The following is a 24,630-nucleotide window of genomic DNA, read 5'->3' as shown; positions in this document are numbered from 1 at the left end:
AGTACGCCTCCTTCAGGGTGATAAATCTTTCTTACACCGTTATTGTAGATGGGATATTGGAAGGGGTCATTGTATAATGAGTCTGAAAAGGGAAGAGTTAGATTGTGCAATGTGCACAATAATTCGTGTAAGCTGCTGTTGAAGGAGTGACACAAAGTGCTGACCATAAAAGATCTGCTCCAAATCAAATCGATTGATGGAATCAAAATAGTTGCCGGGGAACAAGGCATTCACAATGTCGTATCCATTGTAAATATTATTGAAAATCCAGATTCATTCGATTGGCTTACTTCTAATGAACTGCTGCTGTCTACAGGCTATATTTTTAAGGACAATGAAGAGCTTCAAAACAATCTTATTAAGGAGCTTTCTGAAATTAATTGCTCTGGCTTATGCATTAAGACGAAACGCTACTTTGATGAGATTCCGCAAAATATGATTGACCAGGCGAACAAATATGGGCTGCCGTTATTGGAGCTTCCATTTGAATATACGTTGTCTAAAGTTATCGCTATCATCAATGAAAAAGCTTCTGGCAGATACGATTTGTTGAACCGGAAAACGTTGGATATGCATAACGTTCTGTTTAGAATCGCGCTTGAAGGTGGCGGGATCGATCGCATCTCATCAGAGCTATCTGAGATGATTCAAAATCCGATCATCTTTTTAGATAGAGACTGGAATTTGCTCTATTACACCGATCTCGAACATAATCAAGTACCGCTGGAAAGTTATCTTGACCTGAGTAAGAACAGACCTGTGTTTACAAGGGAATTTACAGATACGGTACCGAAAGACATTAGCAAAATTAAAAAATCGATTAAACGGATTTACTATACACGAGGACTCGAAATTAAGTGCCGCATCCTGCCTGTGGCCGTCGCGAACTATACGTATGGCTACATTGTCGTCTGGCAGACGGTACAAGAGTTGGCGGAGTTTGACTATATTGTGTTGGAACAGGCGTCAACGATTATGGCGCTCGAAAGAATTAAGGCGAAGGAAATCGAGGAAGTGAAGCTGAAGATTAGGCAGGACTTCTTTGATGATTTGCTTACAGGAAAAATAACATCAAGAGACACGATCCAGACGCTATGTGATCTGCATGGATTACGGTCTGATTATATGTACTACTGCATCGTCATTACGATTGAACGGAGCGAGTTGGAAACACACGAAGATATGGTTGTTAGAAAATATGAATTGGATCATATGGCGAAACGATGTGTCGATGCCGTTTATGAATATTCGAGCAGGGCAGACGGTGACATTACATGCTTCTATCGAAACAACCGAGTTATTATTTTGGTTGGGCAAAATGAACAAAGACCTGCGATAACGGTAAGTGAAGCGAAAAGGTACGCAAACGCGATTCATGAGACGTTGACTAGGAAGATGAAGCAGGCGTCTTTTATTATTGGAATAGGCAGACAGTACAGAACGATACATGCGCTTCATAAAAGTTTCTCGGAGGCACATGAAGCAATCAGGCTGATCCAGAAGTTTGATGATAAAAGGGAAGTATCACATTTTGAAGACTATTCAGTCTATCACTTCTTGGACTCGAACATTAAGGATATGGAGATGGAGGACTTCTTCTTGAAGCGGCTTGGGAATGTGTATGAGCATGATCAGGCTCATGGGACAAGCTTTATGACAACGTTGGAGCATTACTTTATGCACAATCAGAATGTGAGTGAAGCGTCCAAGGCGATGTTTATCCATCGCAATACATTCATCTACCGCATCGACAAGATTAAGGAACTGCTGCATTCCGATCTGAAGAATGCGGAAGAACTACTGCAAATTCAACTAGCATTGAAAATATACAGGCTGCTAAATAAAGCTTCGCTTATTAACAATCGCTCGGAACATTTGTGATTATCGACAACGTGGCGTTTTCGCTATAAAGTTCGGAGTTCTGTATGATCTTAACTATTCCTACCTTCTAACTATGATATAATAGTAGCTAAATTGTGGAAAAGAGGGTGCTGCAATGCCAGTCGAAACGTTTAAAGCAACTGCACATTTGCAAGATGGAATGGTTGTAAAAGCAAAGTCTAGACATTTTGAACTCACCATTGATGAGCCTCAATCTTTAGGCGGAACAGATACAGGGATGAATCCTGTAGAATTAGTACTCTGTGCTTTGGGTGCCTGCCAATCCATTGTAGCTAGAGTGTATGCACCAAAATTCAACATTCAATTAGAGCAGTTTTGGGTTGAGGTTGAAGGGGATTTAGATACCGACGGATTTATGAATAAATCCGATGTACGGCGCGGCTATTCCGAGATACGGTATAACATTCATGTCAAAAGCAACGCGTCCTACGAGCAGTTAGAGGAATTCGTAGCATTTATAGAGCGTACCTGTCCTGTAGGCGATACGATTCATGATCCTGTGAAGCTTGTATTGAACAAAATTATTGCAGAATAGAGTGCAGTCCCCTGAACTCGTAAAGGTAGCGAATCCATTAACAGAGTGCGAGAAAGTAGTGCTGGTTTAGATATATAGTATACAAACCGTCAGGAGTATCCATGGAGGTAACATTCGGCATAAATGGAGTAAGATGATAAGGAATGCGCTTGATGCGCATTCCTTATCTGTATTTTAGGAGGGTGGACAATGAAATTATGGAACAGGTTATTAACAACTTTGTTGCTAGTATTGTTTTTAAGCTCTTGTGGAAGTGAAGTAACTACCGATCCTAAAGGAGACATCAAGGCTCTATTAAATGAATCTATTTACGACATTTATCTTAATACTGGTGGTAATCTAACTGTTGCTCAAGTTTTAGATATTGGTACTGAGCATGCTAAAATATCAACCCCAGTTAAAATCAAAATTAGAGATGATGGAGGTATATTACATAGTATAGAATCTGTGGGGGATAAAAAGATATATGCCTCGATTTATGATCGGACTGGTGGTCGTTCAGATAAGCGTATCAAGGTATTTCAAGAAGGCGTTCAGTCTAATGTAATTAATACCAATATGACAGGACCTAATAGGATGATTTGGGATGAAGCGTATGGCAAAATGTATGTTGCGTATGCGTTCACACCTAAAAAAGACGGCATACCTATGGCGATAATAGATACGAAACTTGATAAAGAAATCGGAAAAGTAATGATTAAGGGGGCAGCGCTATTTTATAAATTGCATGGTGACTATTTATATGTGATCGTTACAGTTGCAAACAAGATGGGGTATAAAGATGTACCGGATAATTATATTTTGTCTATTAACAGAATTACAGGACAAACCCAAATAGTTGGATCGACTGGAAAGCTAGAGAATCCTAAGGGATTGGCTGTAAATGATAAGGGGATATTTGTAATTACCATTAAAGATGATCCTACAGATTTTAAAACATCCAAATTAAAATGGTACAGTACTAGTGGGGACTTGGTTTCGGAATTCCCCCTCGATCCGGGTGCTAGGGATATTGTTATTAACAATCAAGGAACAGCGTACATCAGTCACAATGATAAATCGGTACACAGCGATATGAATGGAAGTCAAATCACAGTGTTTGATACGAAAAATAAGAAACTTATTTCAAAATTGAAAGGATTTAAAAGCCCTACAGAGTTAGTACTAGTCGATCAATATTTATTCGTACTTAATGATCGTGACTCCTCTATTAGTATTGTTAATACAAACAGTAATAAGGTGATAGAGACCATAAAGATGGATTCTGGCATGTTCCCTGCTTCTCTAGAAGTAATTAAACAAAAATAGTAGTACTACTTAATGATATCTGAAGATATTTCCATTATTGTGGGCCTAGGTATGTTCTTTATTCTCAAGATGGAGCGCATGGGGGATAATAATCTCAGAATAGTAGCTAGGTTTCTCGTATTATAATCGCTCCGGTTTGGATAGTCTAACACTAGCTATACTTGGGTTAGGTTTCACCCCATACGTTCCTTAACGATAACATCATGAAAGCTGTGTGAAGGGGAAGAAATGGTATTCCTTCCTACTGCTTAGCGAAATTATTATTCATGCTAAGTTACTGAGTCCGTTACAGAGCAGGAACAGGTAAAATTTTGTAAAGTGATTTACTTACTCCCCCTGATATTCCTGTTCCACATATTCAAATTGCTGCTCTTCTTCTGCTACGGCTTGAATTTCTTCTGAACCAATAGAGAGGTAGCGATAGCCATCTTCCGTGTGTTTTTTTAATGCTCGTTCCTTCACAAACTTAGGGCTGGCTTCTGCAGCGTCTTCATCATAGACAAGCAATATCCCATCTGTTTTGCGAAATAAAAGATCATCACGAGCGATGAACTGCCATTTTCCAATGTAGGGCCCGTTGCTTACTGCTGCATAATGGTCAACCTGCTGTAAAATTTGCTCATAGGCTGCTTTTTTATCATCGCTCCATTGCGGATCAGGCTGAATGAAGGCAGTAATAATTGAGCATTTCAGATGGGGGTATTGCTGCCGAAGTGAAATTGCAGCCTCAATGGCCCATAAATCGACACCATGCTGTCCTGGGGTGATGACCCACTCTAAGCCTTCTTCCACCAGTGGGATTAAACGGTTTGTAATCGCTTTGCGAATATAAGCGATTCCTTTATGTTTCTGACTGTAAATGCCAAGCTCGTGAGCACGATAGCCAGTAATAAGCAGATTCTTCACTACAAGTTTCCTCCAACCTAACGATCGATTTCCTCTAGTAAACTTATATTATTATAATGTACTGCAAACAGCTGTATACAGTTTATCCCTATTAGGATGGAAATCAAGGAGATAATGATACTTCGTTTGCAACAAATTGTGCCGATATCCAGTTCTTTAGCCCATATGAAAACTGCAGGGCAAGGTAAATAGTTCCAAGTAACCACATATTTAGGACTCGGATTTTGTCTTGTTAGGCCTTAATTACCTGTGTTCCTATCGGTCGATTGGGTAATATTAGGTGAATACAACTCTTGGGAGGAACTTGTTTTGAAGAAATGGACAGTAGCACTACTTAGCGCAATTCTCGTATTAGGCATTACAGCTTGTGGCAGTGACAAAGGGGCAAGTGGTAGCACAACTACAGACAATAAGCCAGCTGTAACAGAGACACAGCAGCCAGCTGCAGCACTACCAACGGCTGAAGAACTTATCACGAAGACAGTTGAAGCAGGTAAGACATCCAAAAATTTTGCAATGGAAGGTACGATTAGTCAAAATATTATCGTTGGTGAAGGCGATCAGAAGCAAGAGCAAAAGGTAGATATCTCATTGAAGAGTGAGATTACAAAAGACCCTATGCATCTTTACCAAGAAATGAAAATGTCTCTGGCTGGTCAAGAGCAAAACATTAAACAATATATTGCCAAAGAAGGTATGTTTGCAGAAATAGATGGCACTTGGGTGAAGATTCCTAAAGATGCTGAAGCTGAATTGTTGGCTCAAGTACAAGGGCAAATTAGCCCAGAACAGCAGTTTGAAGCTTTCCGTTCTGCTGCAAAAGATATGAAAGTATCGGAAGAAGGCGATCAGTATGTGATGAATGCTGAGTTGTCTGGTGACGGAATGAAGGAAATGGTTAAGAAAGTTATGAGCCAATCTGCAAGTGGTAAAGATCCACAAATGTTAGCAATGATTGAGCAGATGAACATTAAGAGCGTGAAGCTTTCATTTGCTGTGAATAAAGAAACATACTTGCCAACGAAGTCTGACATGGTTATGGATTTGACGATGGAAGAAGGCGGGCAAAAAATGAGCTTGGTTATGGATATGAAATCAACATTCTCCAAGCATAATGAGATTGGCGAAATTAAAGTGCCACAAGAGGTACTTGATAGCGCGAAAACACAATAATAAGACCAATATGACCGCTGAGCCTATTAGGCTTGGCGGTTTTTTTGTGCAAGAATAGCAGCGAACAAAATGAGCTAGAGAAGATATGTATTTTAGGAGAAACGAATCAGGTATTGAGTCAATGAGACACAGCGAGACAAATACCAAGAGAATAACAGGGAGAAGCATCAAGCGCAAGAGGCTATTTGAACTAGTATCGATGTTCGAGTGTCAGGAACCAAGTAGTGCCGCGAAATACGGCATACTATGATGTACATCATTACTAGGTTATATGCCACATTAACTACTATAACGTTCATTCTATTTAACCATTGATCTATAATAGTAGGTCATAAAATAGGTCAAAATGAGGAACATATTATATAATTCTGAAATACTATTGTATATTATTTGGGAATAGATATACTATGATCACGGCTCCACTACTTAGGATTTTTGTTTTAATTTTGTACTAACAAAAACTAATATTCTAGGGAGTGTGTATCTATGGCTATTTCTAAAAAGTGGAAAGCTACTATGGTTGCAGCAGTTATTTCTTTAGTTTCTGCCACTACAATTTATGCAGCAGCGGGATGGTATCAAGTAAATACGAACTCCGGTAACCCAGTTAATCTTCGTGCTGCAGCAACAACCTCAGGAAATATCGTTACCGCTGTTCCGAGTGGACAAAATGTGTATGTTCGTTGTTATGTTAGAGGAGAAACTGTCACAGGAAAGTATGGAACGAGCAACATTTGGAATCGTGCTTTCTACAATGACAAATGGGGATTTATCTCTGACACATACGTGAAAACGGGCTCCGACGGTCCAGTTGTACCTCTTTGCTAATTTCCTCTTGAAAAAATCTTCTAGAATCTTCTCATCATTTCTTCTTTAACTCTTTACTTCATTCCTTTAATTCTCATCGTTAGAAGTTCTAAAATAGTGGGGCCGTAGCGTAAAACATGATTTAATCGCTGTAAACAAAGGCTAGAAATGAGAAGCAGAGAAATCTGTGGACTTATTTCTAGCTTTTTTAATGTAATCATACAAATGTAGGGACCGATGAGCCATTTAGGCTTGGCGGTTTTTTTGAATCGTGACTATATTTTACGAAATAAAACCGATATATTAAGAGTTGCGTGTTAAAAATGCCCAGTCAAAAGTTGTTTTAGTGCCTTAGTGTGTTAAGTTCGCTAGCAGTTGTAGTTCAATTACATCATGAGTGAGAAGGGGATGTATGATGAGAAATAAGTTTCGTATGCTTCGCACAGGATTAACTCTGTTATTAGTCGTAATAATGGCCTCTTTTGTACCAATCGAGGTGGCAAGTGCGAGTAGTAAGGGAGGAGCAGGAGCCTACACGATTAAGAAGGCGGATGGTTCAGGCAAGATGAAGCCTGCTTACTATTCGACAGAATGGAAATTTCAATTTCCAAAAGATTGGGAGATCGAAGCTACCGTTGTAGATAAGAAACGAAATATGATGATCGTTTTGTACGAGACATCAAGTAAAGAACAAGGATTAGCTAGTTATGATCTTACAACAGGCGAGCGAACATGGAGAATCTCTTTGGCGGGGATATTCGAGGGAGAATATCAAACATTCACAGAGGAATTGGAGATTCAGCGTAATGGAGAAATTTTTATATCTGGTGTTATTTACAAAAGTATTACAAAGACTAGCGAATCGGGACATAGCTACACCGATAGAGAAATGGTGAGCAATGCGCTGCTAACGATACAATCGTCAACGGGTAAAGTTACGAGGAATATCATTACTCCAGCATCCAATAGTAATGATTTTGCAGAGGAAGGACCCTGGCTGTTATCTGATGGAAGATTAATGACAGCATCTTCGTTAGGTTTGGAGTCCAATAAAACGACTTTGAGATATTATGATAGCGCGGGAAAGCTATTAAAAACAGCAGAGCGTAACGGTATATTAATGCATTTTAATAATAATGAATATGTGTATTTATTAAAGTGGGATCAGAATTTCACAAAATATACGATTGCTGTGCGAGATGAAGCGGATAAAGTACTAAGGAATTATACATACAAAACAGAACAAGGTAAGTTGAAAAAAAATGAAGTAGAAGCCGCATGGGGAACTCGATTTTTGCCGGATGGAAAGTTTGTTGTATTTGCAGATATTTATAATTCGGTAAATGAGCAGGCGCCTCGCTCTAAAAGAATAAGTGTATTTTCTAAGCATGGTAGATTGCTGTGGATGCATAATATAGCGGCGCCAGACCGAGATTCTATCTATTATACAATTATAGGTGATCGATTGTATGTAGTGGATTACAAAGCCGCTACGCTTGCAGAGATTAACAACGGCAAGATGATGAAGCCAGTTAAGCTGGCAAAGGAATCGCTGAGTGAAGGAATGACTGTTTTTGCAGATGGAACTTTTTATACAGAGAAGTTGGCACGTGACTGGAGCGCAGCAAATAATAAAAAACACTATTATATTGGTGCATTGAAACCGATCCGTAACATCCTTCAAGTAACCGTACCTGATCATACAAGGCTGGAATGGACAGATTCTACACAAGTATTGTTGTATAACTACACCAACAAGCAGGTTAGTTTGCTTCGCGTAGGTAAGTAAGAGAAGCAATTATGTTTCTATGCACAATAAGGCGGCATTAAGCAAAAGCTCAAGCAGAAGCAACTGCTCGGGCTTTTTTGCTGTATGTAAAGCCAGATAAAAGCCGTACACTTCATATTACAGCCAGACTATAGTAAAGTTAGGGGTAGTCATTTTGAAAATAACGTTATTCGTACACATAGATAGAGACATATGAGGAATGAGGAACTACAGTTGAGACAATTTAAAAAAGTTTACATCGAAATTACGAGCGTATGCAACTTGGCTTGTACCTTTTGCCCACCTACCGAAAGGGCGAAAGGTTTCATCAAGCTCGATACGTTCAATCAAGTGCTTGAACAAGTAAAGCCGCATACAGATTATATTTACCTTCATGTTAAAGGCGAGCCTTTGCTTCATCCGAAGATTGATGAACTGCTGGATGCTGCACATGCGAAAGGGCTTAAAGTCAATATTACGACGAACGGAACGTTGATTACGAAAAATAAACATAAGCTGCTCGGCAAGCCTGCGCTGCGTCAGATGAACTTCTCGCTGCATAGCTTTGATGGTCATATCGGTTCTGAGAATCGGGAGAAATATTTGCGTGAAATTCTCTCGTTCGTTCGTGAAGCAGAAGAGCATAAAGTTATTTTCTCGTTCCGCTTGTGGAACTTGACGCAGGATAATATGACCAATCTGGAGAAGCAGCGCAACCGTGAAACATTAGAAGTATTGGAGAAGGAATTCAATCTCGACTTTAAGATTGAGGAAAAAATTGTTCCCGGCAGCGGTGTTAAAATAGCGAATCGTATCTATTTGAATCAAGACCATGAATTCCAATGGCCTAGCCTCGATGCACCAGAAGATGATGGCAAAGGATTCTGTTATGCGCTGCGCAGCCAAGCGGCTGTACTCGTTGATGGAACGGTTGTGCCGTGCTGTCTGGATGGCGAAGGTGTCATCAATTTGGGCAATGTGCATGAGAAGACATTTACAGAAATCATCGATGGAGAACGGGCAAACAATCTGTATTACGGTTTCTCCAACCGTGAAGCAGTAGAAGAATTGTGTCGCAGGTGTGGATATAGACAACGATTCGGAACATAATCAGACGATGTGAGCGATTTAACTTCGATCGACTTTATTTAAAATTTTTGATTGACAACTTTTTCATATGTGTGTAATATTTCTTTCAATGCAACTTCATATTTTTACCTTATCAAGAGTGACTGAGGGAATAGGCCCTACGACGTCCGGCAACCTTACCATCGAGTAAACGGTGCTAAATCCTACGGAATGTGAACCATTCTGAGAGATAAGTTAGCCAATGACACAAGTCTAACCTCTTTCTCTAGCGAAAGAGGTTTTTTTGTATACAAAGGGACTATTCCGCGGTATTGGCTAAGCAGCGAGAATGAAGCAATGGGGTGAGAGAGATGATCGAGATACAAAATCTCGTAAAAGAGTACAAAAGCAAGAAGGCAACGGTGCTCGGCGTTAATAATGTTTCCTTGAAGATTAATAAAGGAGAAATTTTCGGTATCATCGGTCGTAGTGGAGCAGGCAAAAGTTCGTTACTGCGCTGCATCAATTTACTGGAAGAGCCAACTTCCGGGCATGTGTTTGTAGATGGAGTCGATCTGACAACGCTCAAGGGAGAGCAGCTGCGCCAAGCACGCTTGAAGATAGGGATGATTTTTCAGCATTTTCATCTCATTCGTGCGAAGACAGTTTATGAAAATATAGCATTTGCACTGAAAGCAAACCACAAGTCTCCGCAAGAGATAGAGGTACGTGTTAGCGAATTGCTCCAAATGGTTGGGCTCGCAGATAAGCGAGATGCATATCCAGCGCAGTTGAGCGGTGGACAGAAGCAGCGCGTTGGTATTGCACGGGCATTGGCAAATGATCCGCATGTACTTTTATGTGATGAAGCGACTTCTGCTCTTGATCCAGAGACAACACAGTCAATTCTAGAACTGTTGAAAAAGATTAACCGAGAACTTCAGCTTACGATAGTACTCATTACACATGAGATGGAAGTTGTGAAGGACATTTGTGATCGGATGGCGGTTATGCAAAATGGCATCATCGTCGAAGAAGGGAAAGTATATGATACGTTCTCTGATCCGAAGCATCCGACGACACAATCATTTATGAAGAGCTTGTTCCAATTCGAGCTGCCGGAACGCATGTTGAAGCAATGCCAAGGGACGATCGTCAAAATTCACTTTGTCGCTCCGCAAGCAGAAGAAGCGGTCATTACGGAAGTGCTGCGTTCGTTTGATGTTAGGGGTAACATTTTGCATGGCAAGATCGAGTACATCCATGATAATCCGCTTGGCATTCTTATTTTGGAGCTAATCGGAGACAATGCTGAAGTACAGCGATCGATCGATTATATGGCGAAGCGAACGCATCGTGTGGAGGTGCTGCATCATGTTTGATTTTTCATCTGTGATTGAAATATTGCCTGATCTTAACAAATCATTTTTCCAGACGCTTTACATGGTAGGGATTTCACTTGCAGCAGCCATTGTGGTCGGATTGCCGATTGGAATTGTACTGTTCGTGACGGATCGTGGTCTGTTTCTGGAAAATATCGTGCTGAAGAACATCTTGGGCTTCATCGTAAATATGATTCGTTCGATTCCATTTATCATTTTGATGGTGCTGTTGTTCCCGCTCACGAAGATGATTACAGGATCAACGATTGGTCCTACGGCAGCATCGGTATCATTGTCGGTCGCTGCAATTCCGTTCTTTGCTAGGTTAGTAGAGCAAGCTTTGCGTGAAATTGATAAAGGAGTCATTGAAGCTGCGGTTTCAATAGGCGCAACACCATGGATGATTATTAAAGATGTGCTGCTTCCTGAAGCAAAGCCGGGCATTATCCAAGGGATCAATATTACGGCGATTAGCTTGGTTGCCTACTCGGCTATGGCTGGTATTATTGGCGGCGGCGGTATCGGGGATTTGGCCATTCGCTTTGGCTACAATCGTTACGACGATACGATTATGTTTACAACGGTTGTCATTCTTATTTGCTTAGTACAGCTCATTCAATACGGCGGTGACTTCATCGCGAAGAAAGTAGACAAGCGTTAAGGCACATATATTTTGCGGTTTAATAAAAGGTGGAGGGGTATTATCATGAAAAAATTTGCACTTATTTTATCCGTCATTTTAACGATTGGCTTGCTGGCAGGCTGCGGTTCTTCATCGGACAAGGCTGGTTCTGCAAATGAAGATACGAAAGCGTTGAAGATTGGTGCGACAGCTGGACCGTACAGTGATATGGTAACGAAAGTTATTAAGCCGATTATGGAGAAACAGGGATATACGATCGAAGTTATCGAATTTGGTGACTATATTCAGCCGAACCGTGCACTTGGCAATGGCGAATTGCATGCGAACCTGTTCCAGCACAAAATTTACATGGACAACTTCGCAAAAGAAAATGGCCTCCAGTTGTCTGAACTTGTTATCGTACCGACAGCGCCAATGGGCATCTATTCGAACAAGTTCAAGTCTTTAGATGAAATTGCAGAGGGAAGTACAGTAGCGGTTGCAAATGATCCAACGAACTTGGCTCGTACGCTTGGCTTGCTGCAAGATGCAGGCTTGATTACAGTAGACAGCAATGTTGATCCGCTGCGTGTATCTGAAAAAGACGTGAAGGATAATCCAAAGAAGCTTGTCTTCCAACCGATTGAAGCGGGACAATTGCCGCGTGCACTGGACAGTGTTGACTTGTCCCTCGTTCCAGGTAACTTTGCACTTGCAGCGAAAATGGATTTGCTAAAGGCGCTGCAGTTGGAAAACATGCCGGATGACTACCGCAACCGTGTCGTTGTCAACACAGCTGACCTAGACAAGACATTTGCAAAAGCATTGAAGGAAGCTGTAGAATCACCGGAATTTGAGAAAGCGATTGACGAGCAGTTCAAAGGCTTTGGCAAACCTGAGTGGATGTTGAAAAGGAAGTGAGTGACATCGTGACAGCGTCAGCGTTGGAACAACAAATTGTCGTCAGAGGTGCGCCTGCTCTTTACTATTGTGAAGACGGGATATTAAGCAAGCTGGAGTCATTGCTTCAGCCCTATGCCTTTCGAAGAGTGCTCGTCATTCATGGCGAGCGTTCTTTAAAGGCGGCGCAGCCTTATTTGCCACAACTGAAGCAAGCACAGGAGCAAAACCAGGATCAAGAGCTGCAACGTGCTTTCGAGCATGGGCTGAGTGAAGAATTGATAGATGAACTAGTAAAGGATCGGGATGATTCGTCCCTTTCCTTCATCTATGTTCCTTATCAGGGCGAATGCACGTTAGAGGAAGCTGAGCGGCTTGCACAAGCTGCTCGAAATGAGCGAGCAGATGTAATGGTTGCGATCGGTGGCGGCAAAGTGCTGGATGTAGCCAAAGCAGCAGCCTATGAAGCACAGCTTGAAGTCATCCTTGTGCCGACATTGGCATCCAATTGCGCAGCGTGGACACCATTGAGTGTATTTTATAACGAGCAGGGGCAATTTACGAACTATGTTATATTTCCAAAAAGCTCATTGATGGTCCTTGTGGAGCCTCGTATTTCACTAGAAGCACCTGTTGATTATTTGCGTGCTGGCATTGCGGATACGATAGCGAAATGGTATGAGGCAGATGTGCTTATTCGGAATTTGAAACAGCCTGTTGCTGCCGTGCAAATTGCTCATCTAACAGCTCAATTGTGTCACAGCGTATTGTTGGAAGATGGCTTGCGAAGCATTCAAGATGCGAAGCGCGGGGAACTATCTCCTGCATTTGTGAAGGTGCTGGAGACCATTATTATGACAGGTGGGATGGTTGGAGGCTTTGGCGATCATCTAGGACGCATTGCAGGTGCGCATTCTGTTCATAATGGATTGACCGTTGCTTCTTCTACCCATCATTTGCTGCACGGTGATAAAGTTGCGTATGGTATTCTCGTACAGTTGGTATTGGAGGGGAACGTAGCAGAAGTAGAAAAGCTGCTATCCTTCTATCAAGACTTGGAGCTTCCTTACCGCTTGTCTGATCTAGGGTTATCTATTCAAGACGAAGCATTGTTGAAAAAGGTGGCTTCTGGAACGACGAATCCGCAGGAATCTATTCATCTTATGTGGGATGGAATAACGGCGGAGTCAGTATATGAGGCGATTATACGTTTAGAGCAAGTAACTCAACATTTTGATAGTGCTAGCACCGGGGAGTAAGCGCGAAGCGGGTAAACGATAAGATAGGTGATCACCGTAAAAATATTTGGGCGTGTTGCATCTGAGGGCAAGGGTTATTCTGGACGAAGAGATAATCTGATCGACATGTCATTTTAATTGTACAAAGAAAGAGGCAGGGCATCCTATCTAGCTAAGTAGAAGGAGGCCTTGCCTTATTTTTTTACTATAGGTAATTAATAGTTAGCCGCGCGATGGAAATATTCCATTGAGACAAATGATATAGTTTTGTACAAGGTATGGCTGCATATTGTTATGCGGCTGAGTACCACCTGATGTTTGCAGAGCGTATATCGACATCGCTGCATTCGCGGTTGCATTATACAACGGTTCTTGTTTTTCGCGACCAGGTCTGCCTTCTTTAGGAGCTTGTGCCCATACGTGATTACTCGGCTTCTCCGTATCACCGACTTGATTAGCAGCTTGAGGAATATGGTTGTGAGTAGGCATTTCAGTTTGCAGCAAAGTCACCACAGGAGTCCCTGCCTCTTCCCCAATAGTGCGATGTGACAGCCCATGTCCTTGACCTTGATGCATGGGGGCTTTCCCCATTAAGTTAGGTAGGGCAAAGGTGTTTCTTCCATCACCGCCGTATTGATTGCCAAGGATAGAAAACAGTACAGAATATTGTCGAATCTGCAACAGTTGTCCATTGCATAATGCCCAACCAGCCGGGGCGTAGTTACCTGCAAATATACGAATTTCTCCAGTATACGGGTCCATAATTCGATCTCCTCTCTTTTAATTTCTAGGTGGATAGATGCCATTTATAGCAATACAGTAATGAAAAGCCATATAAGGCTGCATATTGTTATGAGGCTGCGATTGTCCAGCATTGCCAATAGCTTGCGGATTCATCGGTTTCGGATGATCTATGGATGTTCCGTAAAGATGAGCTGCTTCTGCCCACACATTGCTTTGGGGGGAGGTGATCGAAGCAGGACTGGATGATGCTTGTACTTGATGATTATGCATCGGCATCTCGTTAATGGTTAACGTATGCGTGTCTTCGCCACCCGTTCTAGAAAATGGGAGTTGTGCTGAGGTATGGATGGAAACCTTGCCGCGCAAGTCAGGAAGAGAGAAAGTAGTTCTTCCATCTCCGCCATAATAAGTGCCAAGCAAAGAGAATAATGCCTGATTTGATTGGATAGCTAGTATTTGGCCGTCACATAACGCCCAGCCCCGAGGTACCGTATTATACGGGAACAGTCGTATTTCCCCTAAAAATGGTTCTGCCATTGAGCATCACTCCTTCTATTATTGAGAACTTGGAAATACTCCGTAGATTGCGATAATAAATGAAATCGTCATAGAGGGCATCATGTTGTCATGGGGCTGACTTCCCCCAGTAGGTGTAATAGATTGTGCATTCATAGGAACAAGGGTACCTTGTTGACCCTGTCCAAAGTTAGTTGTTGGTGCTCCTGCCCACAAGGCATTGACAGGCGAGGCAGTATTCCCAGTCGTTTCGACTGACAGTGCTAAATGCGTATGTGCTGGCAGTTGGCCTGTTGTAAGGGTCACTGTTTCCGTGCCACCTAAGTTACCAAGCGGATACTTAGTACTCCTATGAATCGGAATGCGACTTTGCAAGTTAGGCAGGCCGAAAGTAGTCTGTCCATCCCCGCCATAGGTATTTCCTACTAGTATAAACAGCGCTTCATTCTCAGCAATGCTGAGCAGTTGTCCGTTGCACAAAGCCCAGCCAGTTGGTGCATAATTGCCGGCAAACATGCGAATCTCCCCTAAATAAGGCTCGCTCATTTGTACATCACCTCATGTTTAATTGTGTAAATTCCATTCCATAGAGTAGTATAGTCCGTTGTTGTCGGTTCTTTTGAATCCCAGACGTTCATACAGTTTTAATGCAGGATTGCTGTGCAGGACGGAAAGGTGTAGGGACTTGGAAGTAGAAGCGGCTTCTGCCTGCAATTCGGTAAGTAGGGTGGTTCCAATCTTCTGATTCTGGTACTGCTTTAAAATCGTGATGTCCACGAGCACGATCTTGTGATCATCATAACGCGAGACGATGATACGACCCACTTGAACAACCTCTACATTTACAATAAGTTGTTCAGCATGTGGGTATTGTGCGGCATAGGAATGCTTTTGCGCCATCCACTGCATGTGAAGAAAAGCGTCTTGTGCTGATTCCTCCCATCCCCATAATTGCACTTCATCCATTCGACTTTCTTTGTACAACTGAAATAGAAAAGGTTCATCTTCTGGGCCTGCTTGCGTGTAGTACATTAGGGCACCTCTTGTGGAAAATTGGTGAAATTTGTAGATGGCTTGCTATGAATATATCACAATGATAAGTCAAATCAACAACATTTTTAACGTGTATTTAGTAGAAAAGTCATATATAATGACAGAGAAGAAACTGGAAAAAGATGTAATATGTCATATCCGACATATTAACTTTTTGTCATTTTGTATCGGATTTTACTAGAAGGGAAAGAGGTGGAACGGGTCAATGAGGAGAAGGGGAAATGAGATTCGTTTTTGGCGAGGTGTAGGTATTGTCCTGCTTAGTTTTGCAATTATTTTGACGGGAAGTATAGGGCCTTGGAACGGAAATGTGCAGGCGGCTTCGAGTTGGGTTCCTCATATCTCAGAAACGACGAAAGACATTAATAATATTGCATATGGTAACGGGCGTTGGGTAGGAGTGGCCAATCAGGGGCAAATTATTATGTCTACAGATGGTGTGTCGTGGAGCATGCAAGCTTTGGTGATATCGCCGCAGGCTGTATTGTATGCAGGGAATCAGTGGGTTATTGTCGGTGATGCTGGCAAGATGTATACATCCGTGGATGGGGAAACATGGATCCAGAAAACGACAAATGTATCGGATCATTTAAGATCGATAGCTCATAATGGAAGTATTTATGTTGTTGTAGGAGCAAACGGTACGATTCTAACTTCAAGTGACGGGAATATTTGGACAGCTAGAAAACAAGGTGCTACTTCTTTGAATGCGGTTACTTATGGGGGAGGAAAATTTGTAGCTGTTGGAGAGGGGGGGAGAATTTATACTTCTGTTGATGGCTTACATTGGGTACCGGTAGCATCTCCAACGGCTGGACAATTGCTCGGGGTAACGTACGCGGATAGTAAGTATGTTGTAGTTGGCATTAACGGTTTGCTGCTCACTTCTAGTGATGGGAGTACATGGACACAACAAACATCACCATTTGCTGGTATGCCTTTTTTCGGTGTAGCATATGGCGGCAATAAATTTATTGCGGTTGGAGACTCCATTATTTCCTCTTCTGACGGAGTTAACTGGGTTCCAGAAGACCCGGGAAGTCCTCATTATTTTAATCATATTGCATTTGGGAATGGGAGATTTATAGCGGTAGGGGAAAATGGAAGACTAGTATCGCAATTAGTTCCTTTATCAAACAATGCGAATTTGAGCAACTTGGTGTTGAGTGCGGGAACGTTGAGTCCAACATTTACAGCGGGCACAACAAACTATACGGCGAATGTGGCGAACGGTGTAACGGAGTTGGATGTAACGCCAACGATAACGGATAGCAAAGCGAGAGTAACGGTGAATGGTGCGGCTGTGGCAAGTGGAAGCGCCTCTCGAGTGTCGTTGAATGTAGGGGCGAACATGATAACGATAGTCGTAACGGCGGAAGATGGAACGTCGAAGACGTATACGGTGACAGTAACGCGAGCAGTGCCGAAGTCGAGCAATGCGGACTTGAATAACTTGACGCTAAGTGCCGGAACGTTGAGTCCAGTGTTTGCGTCTGGAACGACGAGTTATACGGCGAACGTGGCAAACAGCGTAACAGCGTTGGACGTGACGCCAAGCGTTGCGGACAGCAAAGCAAGCGTAACGGTGAATGGAGCGGTGGTAGCAAGTGGAAGTGCCTCGAGAGTACCGTTAAATGTAGGAGCGAACCTGATAACGGTAGTCGTGACGGCAGAAAATGGAACGCCGAAGACGTATACAGTGACAGTAACGCGAGCGAAGTCGAGCAACGCGGACTTGAGCAGCTTGACGCTAAGCGCTGGAACATTGAGCCCAGCGTTTGCCTCTGGAACGACGAGCTACACGGCAAACGTGGCAAGCGGAGTAACGGAGCTGGATTTGACGCTAACGGTAGCAGATAGCAAAGCGACCGTAACGGTGAATGGTGCTGCGGTGTCAAGTGGAAGCGCCTCGCGAGTGTCGTTGAATGTAGGTGCGAATCCACTAACGGTAGTCGTTACGGCGGAAGATGGAACACCGAAGACGTATACAGTGACGGTGACACGAGCAGTGCCGAAGTCGAGCAACGCGGACTTGAGCAGTTTGACGCTAAGCGCTGGAACATTGAGCCCAGCGTTTGCCTCTGGAACGACGAGCTACACGGCAAACGTGGCAAGCAGCGTCACGGAGTTGGACGTAACGCCAACAGTAGCAGATAGCAAAGCGACCGTAACGGTGAATGGTGCGGCGGTGGCAAGTGGAAGTGCATCACGAGTGTCGCTGAATGTAGGTGCGAATCCGATTACGGTAGTCGTAACGGCGGAAGATGGAACGCCGAAGACGTATACAGTGACGGTGACACGAGCAGTGCCGTTGTCGAGCAACGCGAACTTGAGCAACTTGGCGCTAAGTGCGGGAACGTTGAGTCCAGCGTTTGTATCTGGCACGACGAGCTACACGGCAAATGTGGCGAGTAGTGTAACGGAGTTGGATTTGACGCTAACAGTAGCAGATAGCAAAGCGACCTTAACGGTGAATGGTGCTGCGGTGGCAAGTGGAAGTGCCTCGCGTGTGGCGTTGAATGTAGGTGCGAACCCGATAACGATAGTCGTGACGGCGGAAGATGGAACGCCGAAGACGTATACAGTGACGGTAACACGAGCAGTGCCGAAGTCGAGCAACGCAGACTTGAGCAGCTTGGTGCTAAGTGCCGGAACGTTGAGTCCAGCGTTTGTATCTGGCACGACGAGCTACACAGCAAATGTAGCGAGCAGTGTAACAGAGTTGGACGTGACGCCAAGCGTTGCGGACAGCAAAGCAAGCGTAACGGTGAATGGCGCGGCGGTAGCAAGTGGAAGTGCCTCGCGAGTATCGTTGAATGTAGGAGCGAACACGATTACGGTGGTCGTTACGGCGGAAGATGGAACGCCGAAGACGTATACAGTAACGGTGACACGAGCAGTGCCATTGTCAAGCAATGCGGACTTAAGCAACTTGGTGCTAAGCGCCGGAACGTTAAGCCCAACGTTTACAGCAGGAACGATGAATTACACAGCGAACGTGGCGAGCGGTGTCACGGGGTTAGATGTAACGCCAACTGTTGCAGATAGCAAAGCAACTGTAACGGTGAATGGAGCGGCGACAGCAAGCGGAAGCGCAGCGCGAGCACCGTTAAATGTAGGAGCAAATCCGATTACGATAGTTGTGACGGCGGAAGATGGAACGCCGAAGACGTATACGGTGACGGTGACACGAGCAGTGCCGAAGTCGAGCAACGCGGACTTGAGTAATTTGACGCTGAGTGCGGGAACATTGAGTCCGGCGTTTGCATCTGGCACAACGAGCTACACAGCAAATGTAGCGAGCAGTGTAACGGAGTTGGACGTGACGCCAACGGTAGTGGATAGCAAAGCAAGCGTAACGGTGAATGGAGCGGCGGTGGCAGGTGGAAGTGCCTCGCGAGTGTCGTTGAATGTAGGAGCGAACCCGATAACGATAGTCGTGACAGCGGAAGATGGAACGCCGAAGACGTATACGGTGATAGTAACGCGAGCGGTGCCGAAGTCGAGCAATGCGGACTTGAGCAACTTAGCTCTAAGCGCTGGAACACTTAGCCCAACATTTGTAGCGGGAACAACTCACTACACGGCAAGCGTCACGGATGCTGTATACGATGTGAACGTAACCGCGACAGCAGCGGATGCAGCTGCGAAGATTACAATAAACGGAACGGGAGCAGCCAATGGAACGGCTGTAAAAGTCCCGCTCAACATCGGAGCAAACGCGATTAGCATACTTGTTACCGCACAGGATGGCACGACGAAAACGTACACGGTAACGGTTACGCGATCAACGCCGCCACAATCAAACAATACAGACTTAAGCAGTTTGACGCTGAGTACAGGAACGTTGAGTCCGTCATTCTCATCTGGTACAACGAACTACACAGCAACGGTTACGAATGCTGTGTATGAAATTAACGTAAGTGCACTTGCAAAGGACGACAAAACTGCAACCATTACGATAAACGGAGCGGCAGCAGCGAACGGAAGTGCAGTGAAAGTTGCACTAAAAGTCGGAGCGAATCCGATTACGATACTCGTTACCGCACAAGATGGATCATCGAAGCTATACTCAGTCACACTTACTCGTGAAGCTCCAGCATCGAATGGTGGATCCAATGGTGGTCACACGCCAGAAGACAGTAAAGGCAGCATTCAAGTCATTGATGCAGATGGTACGATACTTCAAGTTTCTGTCGGACATTTAATTGGTGCCAACCTGCCATTATCTGCAGATATTTACGATTCAACTAGCAACAAACAACTGCAGCAAGGTATTGTGATCTCGTCTGATGGTACCTTTACATTTAAGCCCTTATCAACAGGCACGTATCGCGTATATTTATTTGTAACATCAGCAAATGGGGAAAGACTTGCAGGTACAGAAGGCGAGCTAGTTGTTCATTCTTCAGATAAGGCAGTCATGAAAGTAAAAGCCATCGATCCATTTAGCATCGTAAGAGATGCTAAAACGCAACAGCCTATTGCTGGAGCTAAGGTGAGCTTATATTGGGCCGATACGGAGCTTAACAAACGTAAAGGCAGAGTTCCAGGTACTCAAGTGGTGCTACCAAGAATCGAAGCTGAGAAACTATCATATAACGAGAATGTCCAGTACAGTGATACAGAAGGTCAACTCGGCTGGCTGCTCTTCCCTGAAGGCGATTATTATGTCATCGCTGAAAAAGAAGGATTTAAAACGTATGACAGCCGCAAGGAACAATCCGAACAATCCATTCACGTTAAAAATACGGCTGTGAAATTAGATATCCGTATGATTAATGAAGCGAAGGAACATGTACCATATATACTTGGCTATAAAGATGGAACGTTCCGACCGAATCAAGGAATTACGAGGGCTGAACTTGCTTCCATACTAGCTCGTCTGTTCCTTCAAGCAGGAGAGAATAAACAGCAGACAGCAAATGTGGCATTTACGGATGTAGAAGCATCGCACTGGGCGAGTAAACATATTACTGCAGTTGCACAAAGCAAGCTCATGATCGGTGATAAAAACGGCCAGTTTCATCCAGAGCAAATTGTGACGCGTGCGGAAATTGCTATTATCGTGAGCAAGCTAAAGCAGTTGAAGAATAGTAGTGCTTACCAATTAAGCTTTACAGATGTGAAAGGTCATTGGGCTGAGGAGTATATCAAAACAGCTTCAGAAGCTAACCTATTGAAAGGCTTCCCAGATGGAACGTATCGTCCACAGCAATCCCTGACACGAGCGCAGGTTGTTGTGCTAATCAATAAGATACTTGGACGTACGGCTTCGTCTATAGATGCGCTGCCAAAATGGAAAGATGTCCACCCAACTTATTGGGCATACGACGCTATTATGGAGGCTTCAACGGCTCATCGATACGTGCTAAAAGATGGCCAGGAAGTATGGCTTAAGCAGTAACAATAAAAAATGAAAAGCGCTGTTGACTGGCTTCATGCCAATAATCAACAGCGCTTTTGTATTTCCTAGGCATGCTCGAGGAATCCCTGATTTACGTCCAACCCCAGAAAAAGCCATCGCGATCCCATGCGGCTCTACCACAGTGCATTTTTTTAAATGCTTTCTTTACTTCTTTTTGAATTGATACATTTCCATTCTCATGTGCATATATAAAAGACTCGCCAAAATGCTCACGAATGTAAGCTACTGCGTGGTCTTGGTGCAGCACGCCTGAAAATTGAAGTTCCTTCAACATCCAATCCGCAACTTGTTCTGCTGTATATTCCATCAATATGGCACCTCTTTCTTATCGTACATCAATCTTTCGCTCATTTATATGTGGGACAAATGAGATCCTATCCTCTGACTCAACTTACTCATCATATCGTTGCATTACGAACAAATCAATTCAATACGGAAGAGAATAGACAGCCATCGATATGAATTCATGATAAATACGTCGAGTGTAATCGAATTTCGTATAAATATGATGAAGGTTTACCAATTCAGCCTGCATTTATGGCTGGTAATATGCTATAGTCATCACGGTACATGATTACTGATCAACAATCGTGTAGAAAATCAGAAGGCGAAGCAAATGTCGTTTATTTCCTTAAATCATAAATGCCGTAGCCGTGCTATACTCGGAGTACATCAATTGAAAGGACGGACTTCATGAAGATTATCCGCACCATAGTATGGTTCATCTATTTCTGGATTTACTTAATAGGTTTGCTTCCTCACCTTAACAAAGCGAAGAGGCTGCAGCGAGAAGGCCGAACAGAAGAACTTGATGCCCATGTAGCTAAGCATGTTGTAAAATGGGCGCGTTCTTTACTGCGAGTGGCAGGAGCAAAAGTGACGGTGCGTGGAGAGGAAAATTTGCCTGCTGAATCAGCGGTATATGTTTCGAACCATCAAGGGAACTTCGATGTGCCGATATTACTTGGACATCTTGGCAACCCGAAGTCGATGTTTGCTAAACAAGAGATTGGCAAGTTGCCGCTTATCCGTGACTGGATGATGTTGTTCCGCTGCATATTTGTTGACCGTAACAATATGCGTCAGGCAATGAACAGCTTGAAGGAAGCCACTGAGCTTGTCGCTAACGGTCACTCAGTAGTTGTGTTCCCAGAAGGAACACGCAGCAAAAGTGATCAAATTGGCGAATTCAAAAATGGCGCTTTCCGCATTGCAACGAAGACGGGCGCCCCTATCGTGCCGATACGTATTTCGGGTTCTTATAAGCTCATGGAGGCTAACGGATTCTGGATTTCTCCAGCAGAAGTAGAGCTAACGATTCTACCTCCTGTGCAGGTTGAGGGTCTATCTAAAGAAGAGATGGCTGAACTGCCAGAGCGAGTAAGAACGATGATAGAAAGTGCTGGCTAGTTAGTATTTAAAAATAGTTGGCGATATTAATCATTGCTTGTTATCCAATCAGAGGTTTATATAGGTGCCTACAGGACTATAACTAAAGTCTGTATATGCGTGATGCGCATGTACAGGCTTTTTTTACATGACACAGAAAATGCCATTCAATTTCCGAACATTGGCACCGATATAGGACTATGTATAAATAAATGATAATATATGTATATATTCATTTATTATTTATATAGGTATTTTCTACTATAGGGGGATCTTGTCATAATGAGGAAAGCAATATTTGGTATGGTAATCGCAACATTAGTCGTCCTAAATGTTCTTGTCGTTACCGTAATTATGAAACAAATTAACGATGCTTCATCAGCAAAAGTAGAGGCCACATCTGCGCAATCGGACTCAAAAAAGGAGTCGAATAAGTCAACAGCTGATCCATCCGCAGACACTGTAAAAGAAAAAAAGAATGAAACTCAAGAAATAGAAGAAGAAACTGAGCAACAGCGTGAAGAAAGTAACTCGAATGATTATGAAACTGACGAGACAGGGACAATAAGCGGAGTTATAACATGGCAGTATAACGATGTTATTGGTACCAAGCCTGATGTCGGAGCTAAAGTTGTACTCTTAAAGCCAAATCCTAAAGAAAAATATAATGTTCCTTTGTTGGCAGGAAGTTCAACAGGTGAATTGGTACATGGCAATGGAGTATATGAAGCAAAGGCTGATGGATATGGTAACTATATAATCAATGATATTCCTGTAGGGCAATATATTTATATTATAAACTCACATAAAACGACAAGTGAGTTTGATAATAAACTACCTAAAGCAGATTCAGATTTAATTAAACAATTATTAACTGAAGAGCAGATTAAAGATACAATGACATTTTTAGAAATATTTAATTATAAGATTGGGAAAGTTGAGATTAAGAACGGAAAAACCGCAACGATTAGTCATGATTTTGGTTATACGCATCATTAAAAATTTTCTTTATGGGGCTGCTTCGTAGTTATCTTTTCTAACGGAGTCAGCTCTTTTTATATTAATAGTGATATTTACATAAAAGGAAGGGTGTTAATGAATGAATTCCATGGGAAACGCCAAAGAACAAGTTATTGCAGCGGCCGAACAGTTCGCTAAATTAGAACTTGAGCAGGATCCGACAGGGCATGATTGGTGGCATGTATATCGCGTGGTGAAAATGGCCGAACGATTGGCAGAAGAAGAAGGGGCGGACATCGCGTTGTGTAAAATTGCAGCTTTGCTGCATGATGTTGCAGATGAAAAGTTGAATCCGTCGAAGGAAGCAGGGCTTCAGAAGGTTAGGGATTGGCTGCAAGGGCAGCTTCTAGCTCTTGAAGAGCAAGAACACATTATGGAAATTATATCTACGATGTCCTATTCAGCAGGGAAGAATCCGCCGATGCGGACGCTGGAAGGCCAAGTTGTACAGGATGCTGATCGTCTGGATGCTATAGGTGCAATCGCAATTGCGAGAGTCTTTCTCTACGCGGTTTGGAAAGGCGACCCTATTCATGACCCCATGCTTCCACCGCGAGAAACGATGACGATGGAAGAGTATCGACATGGAAAAAGTACGGCGATTAATCATTTCTATGAGAAACTGCTTAAGCTGAAGGGCAAGCTGAACACTGCTGCGGCCAAAAGAATTGGGGTAGATCGGCATCGATATATGGAAGATTATTTAGAGCAATTCAAGCATGAATGGGAAGGTGAATTGTAAACAAACTTTAAAGACCAAGTGTAATGTTTTTTCGAATGGAGCACTGTAAATAAAGAATAAAAGAACCTCAACCTTATCATTTGCATGAATGTAGTATGATAAGGATCTATTTTAATTGAGTTGCGAATT

The 24,630-nt window shown here is 43.1% G+C and carries 21 protein-coding genes and 1 riboswitch; of the genes, 15 read left to right on the top strand and 6 right to left on the bottom strand.

From position 1 onward, the window contains the following. The first annotated feature begins 156 nt into the window (after positions 1–156). The 3 genes from NQ117_RS21910 to NQ117_RS21900 all read left to right on the top strand — a co-directional run bounded on the left by NQ117_RS21910 (position 157) and on the right by NQ117_RS21900 (position 3,745). A complete protein-coding gene (locus NQ117_RS21910) occupies positions 157–1,881 on the top strand; it encodes a PucR family transcriptional regulator (RefSeq protein ID WP_258280146.1) in 1,725 nt (574 codons plus the stop codon). A 115-nt stretch (positions 1,882–1,996) separates the two neighbouring features. After that, positions 1,997–2,437: an OsmC family protein gene (locus tag NQ117_RS21905; RefSeq protein ID WP_258280145.1), complete on the top strand. Its 441-nt coding sequence runs from the start codon at positions 1,997–1,999 to the stop codon at positions 2,435–2,437. 189 nt (positions 2,438–2,626) lie between these two features. Beyond that, positions 2,627–3,745, top strand: a complete 1,119-nt coding sequence (locus tag NQ117_RS21900; protein ID WP_258280144.1) for a YncE family protein — start codon at positions 2,627–2,629, stop codon at positions 3,743–3,745. Between the two features lie 327 nt (positions 3,746–4,072). Here the strand turns inward: NQ117_RS21900 and NQ117_RS21895 are convergent, their stop codons facing one another. After that, positions 4,073–4,651, bottom strand: coding sequence for an SLOG family protein (locus NQ117_RS21895; protein ID WP_258280143.1), 579 nt, complete (start codon positions 4,649–4,651; stop codon positions 4,073–4,075). Between the two features lie 309 nt (positions 4,652–4,960). Here NQ117_RS21895 and NQ117_RS21890 point away from each other — a divergent pair, with 309 nt between their 5' ends. From NQ117_RS21890 to NQ117_RS21855, 8 genes are all read left to right on the top strand, one after another. Then, complete coding sequence (locus NQ117_RS21890; protein ID WP_258280142.1) at positions 4,961–5,824, top strand: DUF6612 family protein; 864 nt, start codon at positions 4,961–4,963, stop codon at positions 5,822–5,824. A 516-nt stretch (positions 5,825–6,340) separates the two neighbouring features. Next, positions 6,341–6,652: an SH3 domain-containing protein gene (locus NQ117_RS21885; RefSeq protein WP_258280238.1), complete on the top strand. Its 312-nt coding sequence runs from the start codon at positions 6,341–6,343 to the stop codon at positions 6,650–6,652. Between the two features lie 391 nt (positions 6,653–7,043). Further along, entirely contained in the window at positions 7,044–8,420 is a 1,377-nt protein-coding gene (locus NQ117_RS21880) for a hypothetical protein (RefSeq protein ID WP_258280141.1), read from the top strand. A 213-nt stretch (positions 8,421–8,633) separates the two neighbouring features. Beyond that, on the top strand, positions 8,634–9,509 hold the full coding sequence (locus NQ117_RS21875; protein ID WP_258280140.1) for a radical SAM/SPASM domain-containing protein: 876 nt from the start codon (positions 8,634–8,636) through the stop codon (positions 9,507–9,509). 106 nt (positions 9,510–9,615) lie between these two features. Continuing rightward, positions 9,616–9,724: riboswitch (SAM riboswitch) on the top strand. A gap of 114 nt (positions 9,725–9,838) precedes the next feature. Beyond that, complete coding sequence (locus NQ117_RS21870) at positions 9,839–10,849, top strand: methionine ABC transporter ATP-binding protein (RefSeq protein WP_258280139.1); 1,011 nt, start codon at positions 9,839–9,841, stop codon at positions 10,847–10,849. Further along, positions 10,842–11,510 (top strand): methionine ABC transporter permease, encoded by a 669-nt coding sequence (locus NQ117_RS21865; protein WP_375163113.1) that lies wholly within the window; start codon positions 10,842–10,844, stop codon positions 11,508–11,510. The genes NQ117_RS21870 and NQ117_RS21865 overlap by 8 nt, the downstream gene beginning before the upstream one ends. 45 nt (positions 11,511–11,555) lie before the next feature. Further along, entirely contained in the window at positions 11,556–12,392 is an 837-nt protein-coding gene (locus tag NQ117_RS21860; RefSeq protein ID WP_258280138.1) for a MetQ/NlpA family ABC transporter substrate-binding protein, read from the top strand. Positions 12,393–12,400: 8 nt separating this feature from the next. Continuing rightward, the gene (locus NQ117_RS21855) at positions 12,401–13,630 is read left to right on the top strand and encodes an iron-containing alcohol dehydrogenase family protein (RefSeq protein ID WP_258280137.1); all 1,230 of its coding nucleotides are present in this window, start codon (positions 12,401–12,403) and stop codon (positions 13,628–13,630) included. A 201-nt stretch (positions 13,631–13,831) separates the two neighbouring features. On the opposite strand, the gene NQ117_RS21850 is transcribed toward NQ117_RS21855, so the two are convergent. From NQ117_RS21850 to NQ117_RS21835, 4 genes are read right to left on the bottom strand one after another with little or no spacing between them, the layout of a single operon-like run. Next, positions 13,832–14,371 carry a phage tail protein gene (locus tag NQ117_RS21850; RefSeq protein WP_258280136.1) on the bottom strand — a complete coding sequence of 180 codons (540 nt, stop codon included), beginning with the start codon at positions 14,369–14,371 and terminating at the stop codon, positions 13,832–13,834. Positions 14,372–14,389: 18 nt separating this feature from the next. Further along, positions 14,390–14,890: a phage tail protein gene (locus NQ117_RS21845; protein WP_258280135.1), complete on the bottom strand. Its 501-nt coding sequence runs from the start codon at positions 14,888–14,890 to the stop codon at positions 14,390–14,392. Positions 14,891–14,908: 18 nt separating this feature from the next. Further along, positions 14,909–15,415 carry a phage tail protein gene (locus tag NQ117_RS21840; RefSeq protein ID WP_258280134.1) on the bottom strand — a complete coding sequence of 169 codons (507 nt, stop codon included), beginning with the start codon at positions 15,413–15,415 and terminating at the stop codon, positions 14,909–14,911. A gap of 18 nt (positions 15,416–15,433) precedes the next feature. After that, complete coding sequence (locus tag NQ117_RS21835) at positions 15,434–15,901, bottom strand: GNAT family N-acetyltransferase (RefSeq protein ID WP_258280133.1); 468 nt, start codon at positions 15,899–15,901, stop codon at positions 15,434–15,436. A gap of 226 nt (positions 15,902–16,127) precedes the next feature. On the opposite strand from NQ117_RS21835, the gene NQ117_RS21830 reads away from it, so the two are divergent. Then, positions 16,128–21,329 carry a cadherin-like beta sandwich domain-containing protein gene (locus NQ117_RS21830; RefSeq protein ID WP_258280132.1) on the top strand — a complete coding sequence of 1,734 codons (5,202 nt, stop codon included), beginning with the start codon at positions 16,128–16,130 and terminating at the stop codon, positions 21,327–21,329. A 91-nt stretch (positions 21,330–21,420) separates the two neighbouring features. Here the strand turns inward: NQ117_RS21830 and NQ117_RS21825 are convergent, their stop codons facing one another. Continuing rightward, positions 21,421–21,657 (bottom strand): DUF6953 family protein, encoded by a 237-nt coding sequence (locus NQ117_RS21825; protein WP_258280131.1) that lies wholly within the window; start codon positions 21,655–21,657, stop codon positions 21,421–21,423. A gap of 386 nt (positions 21,658–22,043) precedes the next feature. On the opposite strand from NQ117_RS21825, the gene NQ117_RS21820 reads away from it, so the two are divergent. The 3 genes from NQ117_RS21820 to NQ117_RS21810 all read left to right on the top strand — a co-directional run bounded on the left by NQ117_RS21820 (position 22,044) and on the right by NQ117_RS21810 (position 24,501). Further along, on the top strand, positions 22,044–22,760 hold the full coding sequence (locus NQ117_RS21820; protein WP_258280130.1) for a lysophospholipid acyltransferase family protein: 717 nt from the start codon (positions 22,044–22,046) through the stop codon (positions 22,758–22,760). Between the two features lie 261 nt (positions 22,761–23,021). Beyond that, positions 23,022–23,738: a hypothetical protein gene (locus NQ117_RS21815; RefSeq protein ID WP_258280129.1), complete on the top strand. Its 717-nt coding sequence runs from the start codon at positions 23,022–23,024 to the stop codon at positions 23,736–23,738. Positions 23,739–23,838: 100 nt separating this feature from the next. Continuing rightward, positions 23,839–24,501, top strand: coding sequence for an HD domain-containing protein (locus NQ117_RS21810; protein ID WP_309137904.1), 663 nt, complete (start codon positions 23,839–23,841; stop codon positions 24,499–24,501). Positions 24,502–24,630: the final 129 nt, after the last annotated feature.

The organism is Paenibacillus sp. SC116, from assembly GCF_024733555.1.
Taxonomy (GTDB): Bacteria; Bacillota; Bacilli; order Paenibacillales; family Paenibacillaceae; genus Paenibacillus_B.
The sequence above is the reverse complement of the archived record's forward strand: the minus strand, read 5'-3'. Positions and strand labels throughout refer to the sequence as shown.

Bases quoted from the DNA above. Each gene is read 5' to 3' on its own strand.
- NQ117_RS21905 (WP_258280145.1), top strand. From the start codon at position 1,997: ATGCCAGTCGAAACGTTTAAAGCAACTGCACATTTGCAAGATGGAATG.
- NQ117_RS21900 (WP_258280144.1), top strand. From the start codon at position 2,627: ATGAAATTATGGAACAGGTTATTAACAACTTTGTTGCTAGTATTGTTT.
- NQ117_RS21885 (WP_258280238.1), top strand. From the start codon at position 6,341: ATGGTTGCAGCAGTTATTTCTTTAGTTTCTGCCACTACAATTTATGCA.
- NQ117_RS21880 (WP_258280141.1), top strand. From the start codon at position 7,044: ATGATGAGAAATAAGTTTCGTATGCTTCGCACAGGATTAACTCTGTTA.
- NQ117_RS21870 (WP_258280139.1), top strand. From the start codon at position 9,839: ATGATCGAGATACAAAATCTCGTAAAAGAGTACAAAAGCAAGAAGGCA.
- NQ117_RS21865 (WP_375163113.1), top strand. From the start codon at position 10,842: ATGTTTGATTTTTCATCTGTGATTGAAATATTGCCTGATCTTAACAAA.
- NQ117_RS21860 (WP_258280138.1), top strand. From the start codon at position 11,556: ATGAAAAAATTTGCACTTATTTTATCCGTCATTTTAACGATTGGCTTG.
- NQ117_RS21850 (WP_258280136.1), bottom strand. From the start codon at position 14,371: ATGGACCCGTATACTGGAGAAATTCGTATATTTGCAGGTAACTACGCC.
- NQ117_RS21845 (WP_258280135.1), bottom strand. From the start codon at position 14,890: ATGGCAGAACCATTTTTAGGGGAAATACGACTGTTCCCGTATAATACG.
- NQ117_RS21840 (WP_258280134.1), bottom strand. From the start codon at position 15,415: ATGAGCGAGCCTTATTTAGGGGAGATTCGCATGTTTGCCGGCAATTAT.
- NQ117_RS21835 (WP_258280133.1), bottom strand. From the start codon at position 15,901: ATGTACTACACGCAAGCAGGCCCAGAAGATGAACCTTTTCTATTTCAG.
- NQ117_RS21830 (WP_258280132.1), top strand. From the start codon at position 16,128: ATGAGGAGAAGGGGAAATGAGATTCGTTTTTGGCGAGGTGTAGGTATT.
- NQ117_RS21825 (WP_258280131.1), bottom strand. From the start codon at position 21,657: ATGGAATATACAGCAGAACAAGTTGCGGATTGGATGTTGAAGGAACTT.
- NQ117_RS21820 (WP_258280130.1), top strand. From the start codon at position 22,044: ATGAAGATTATCCGCACCATAGTATGGTTCATCTATTTCTGGATTTAC.
- NQ117_RS21815 (WP_258280129.1), top strand. From the start codon at position 23,022: ATGAGGAAAGCAATATTTGGTATGGTAATCGCAACATTAGTCGTCCTA.
- NQ117_RS21810 (WP_309137904.1), top strand. From the start codon at position 23,839: ATGAATTCCATGGGAAACGCCAAAGAACAAGTTATTGCAGCGGCCGAA.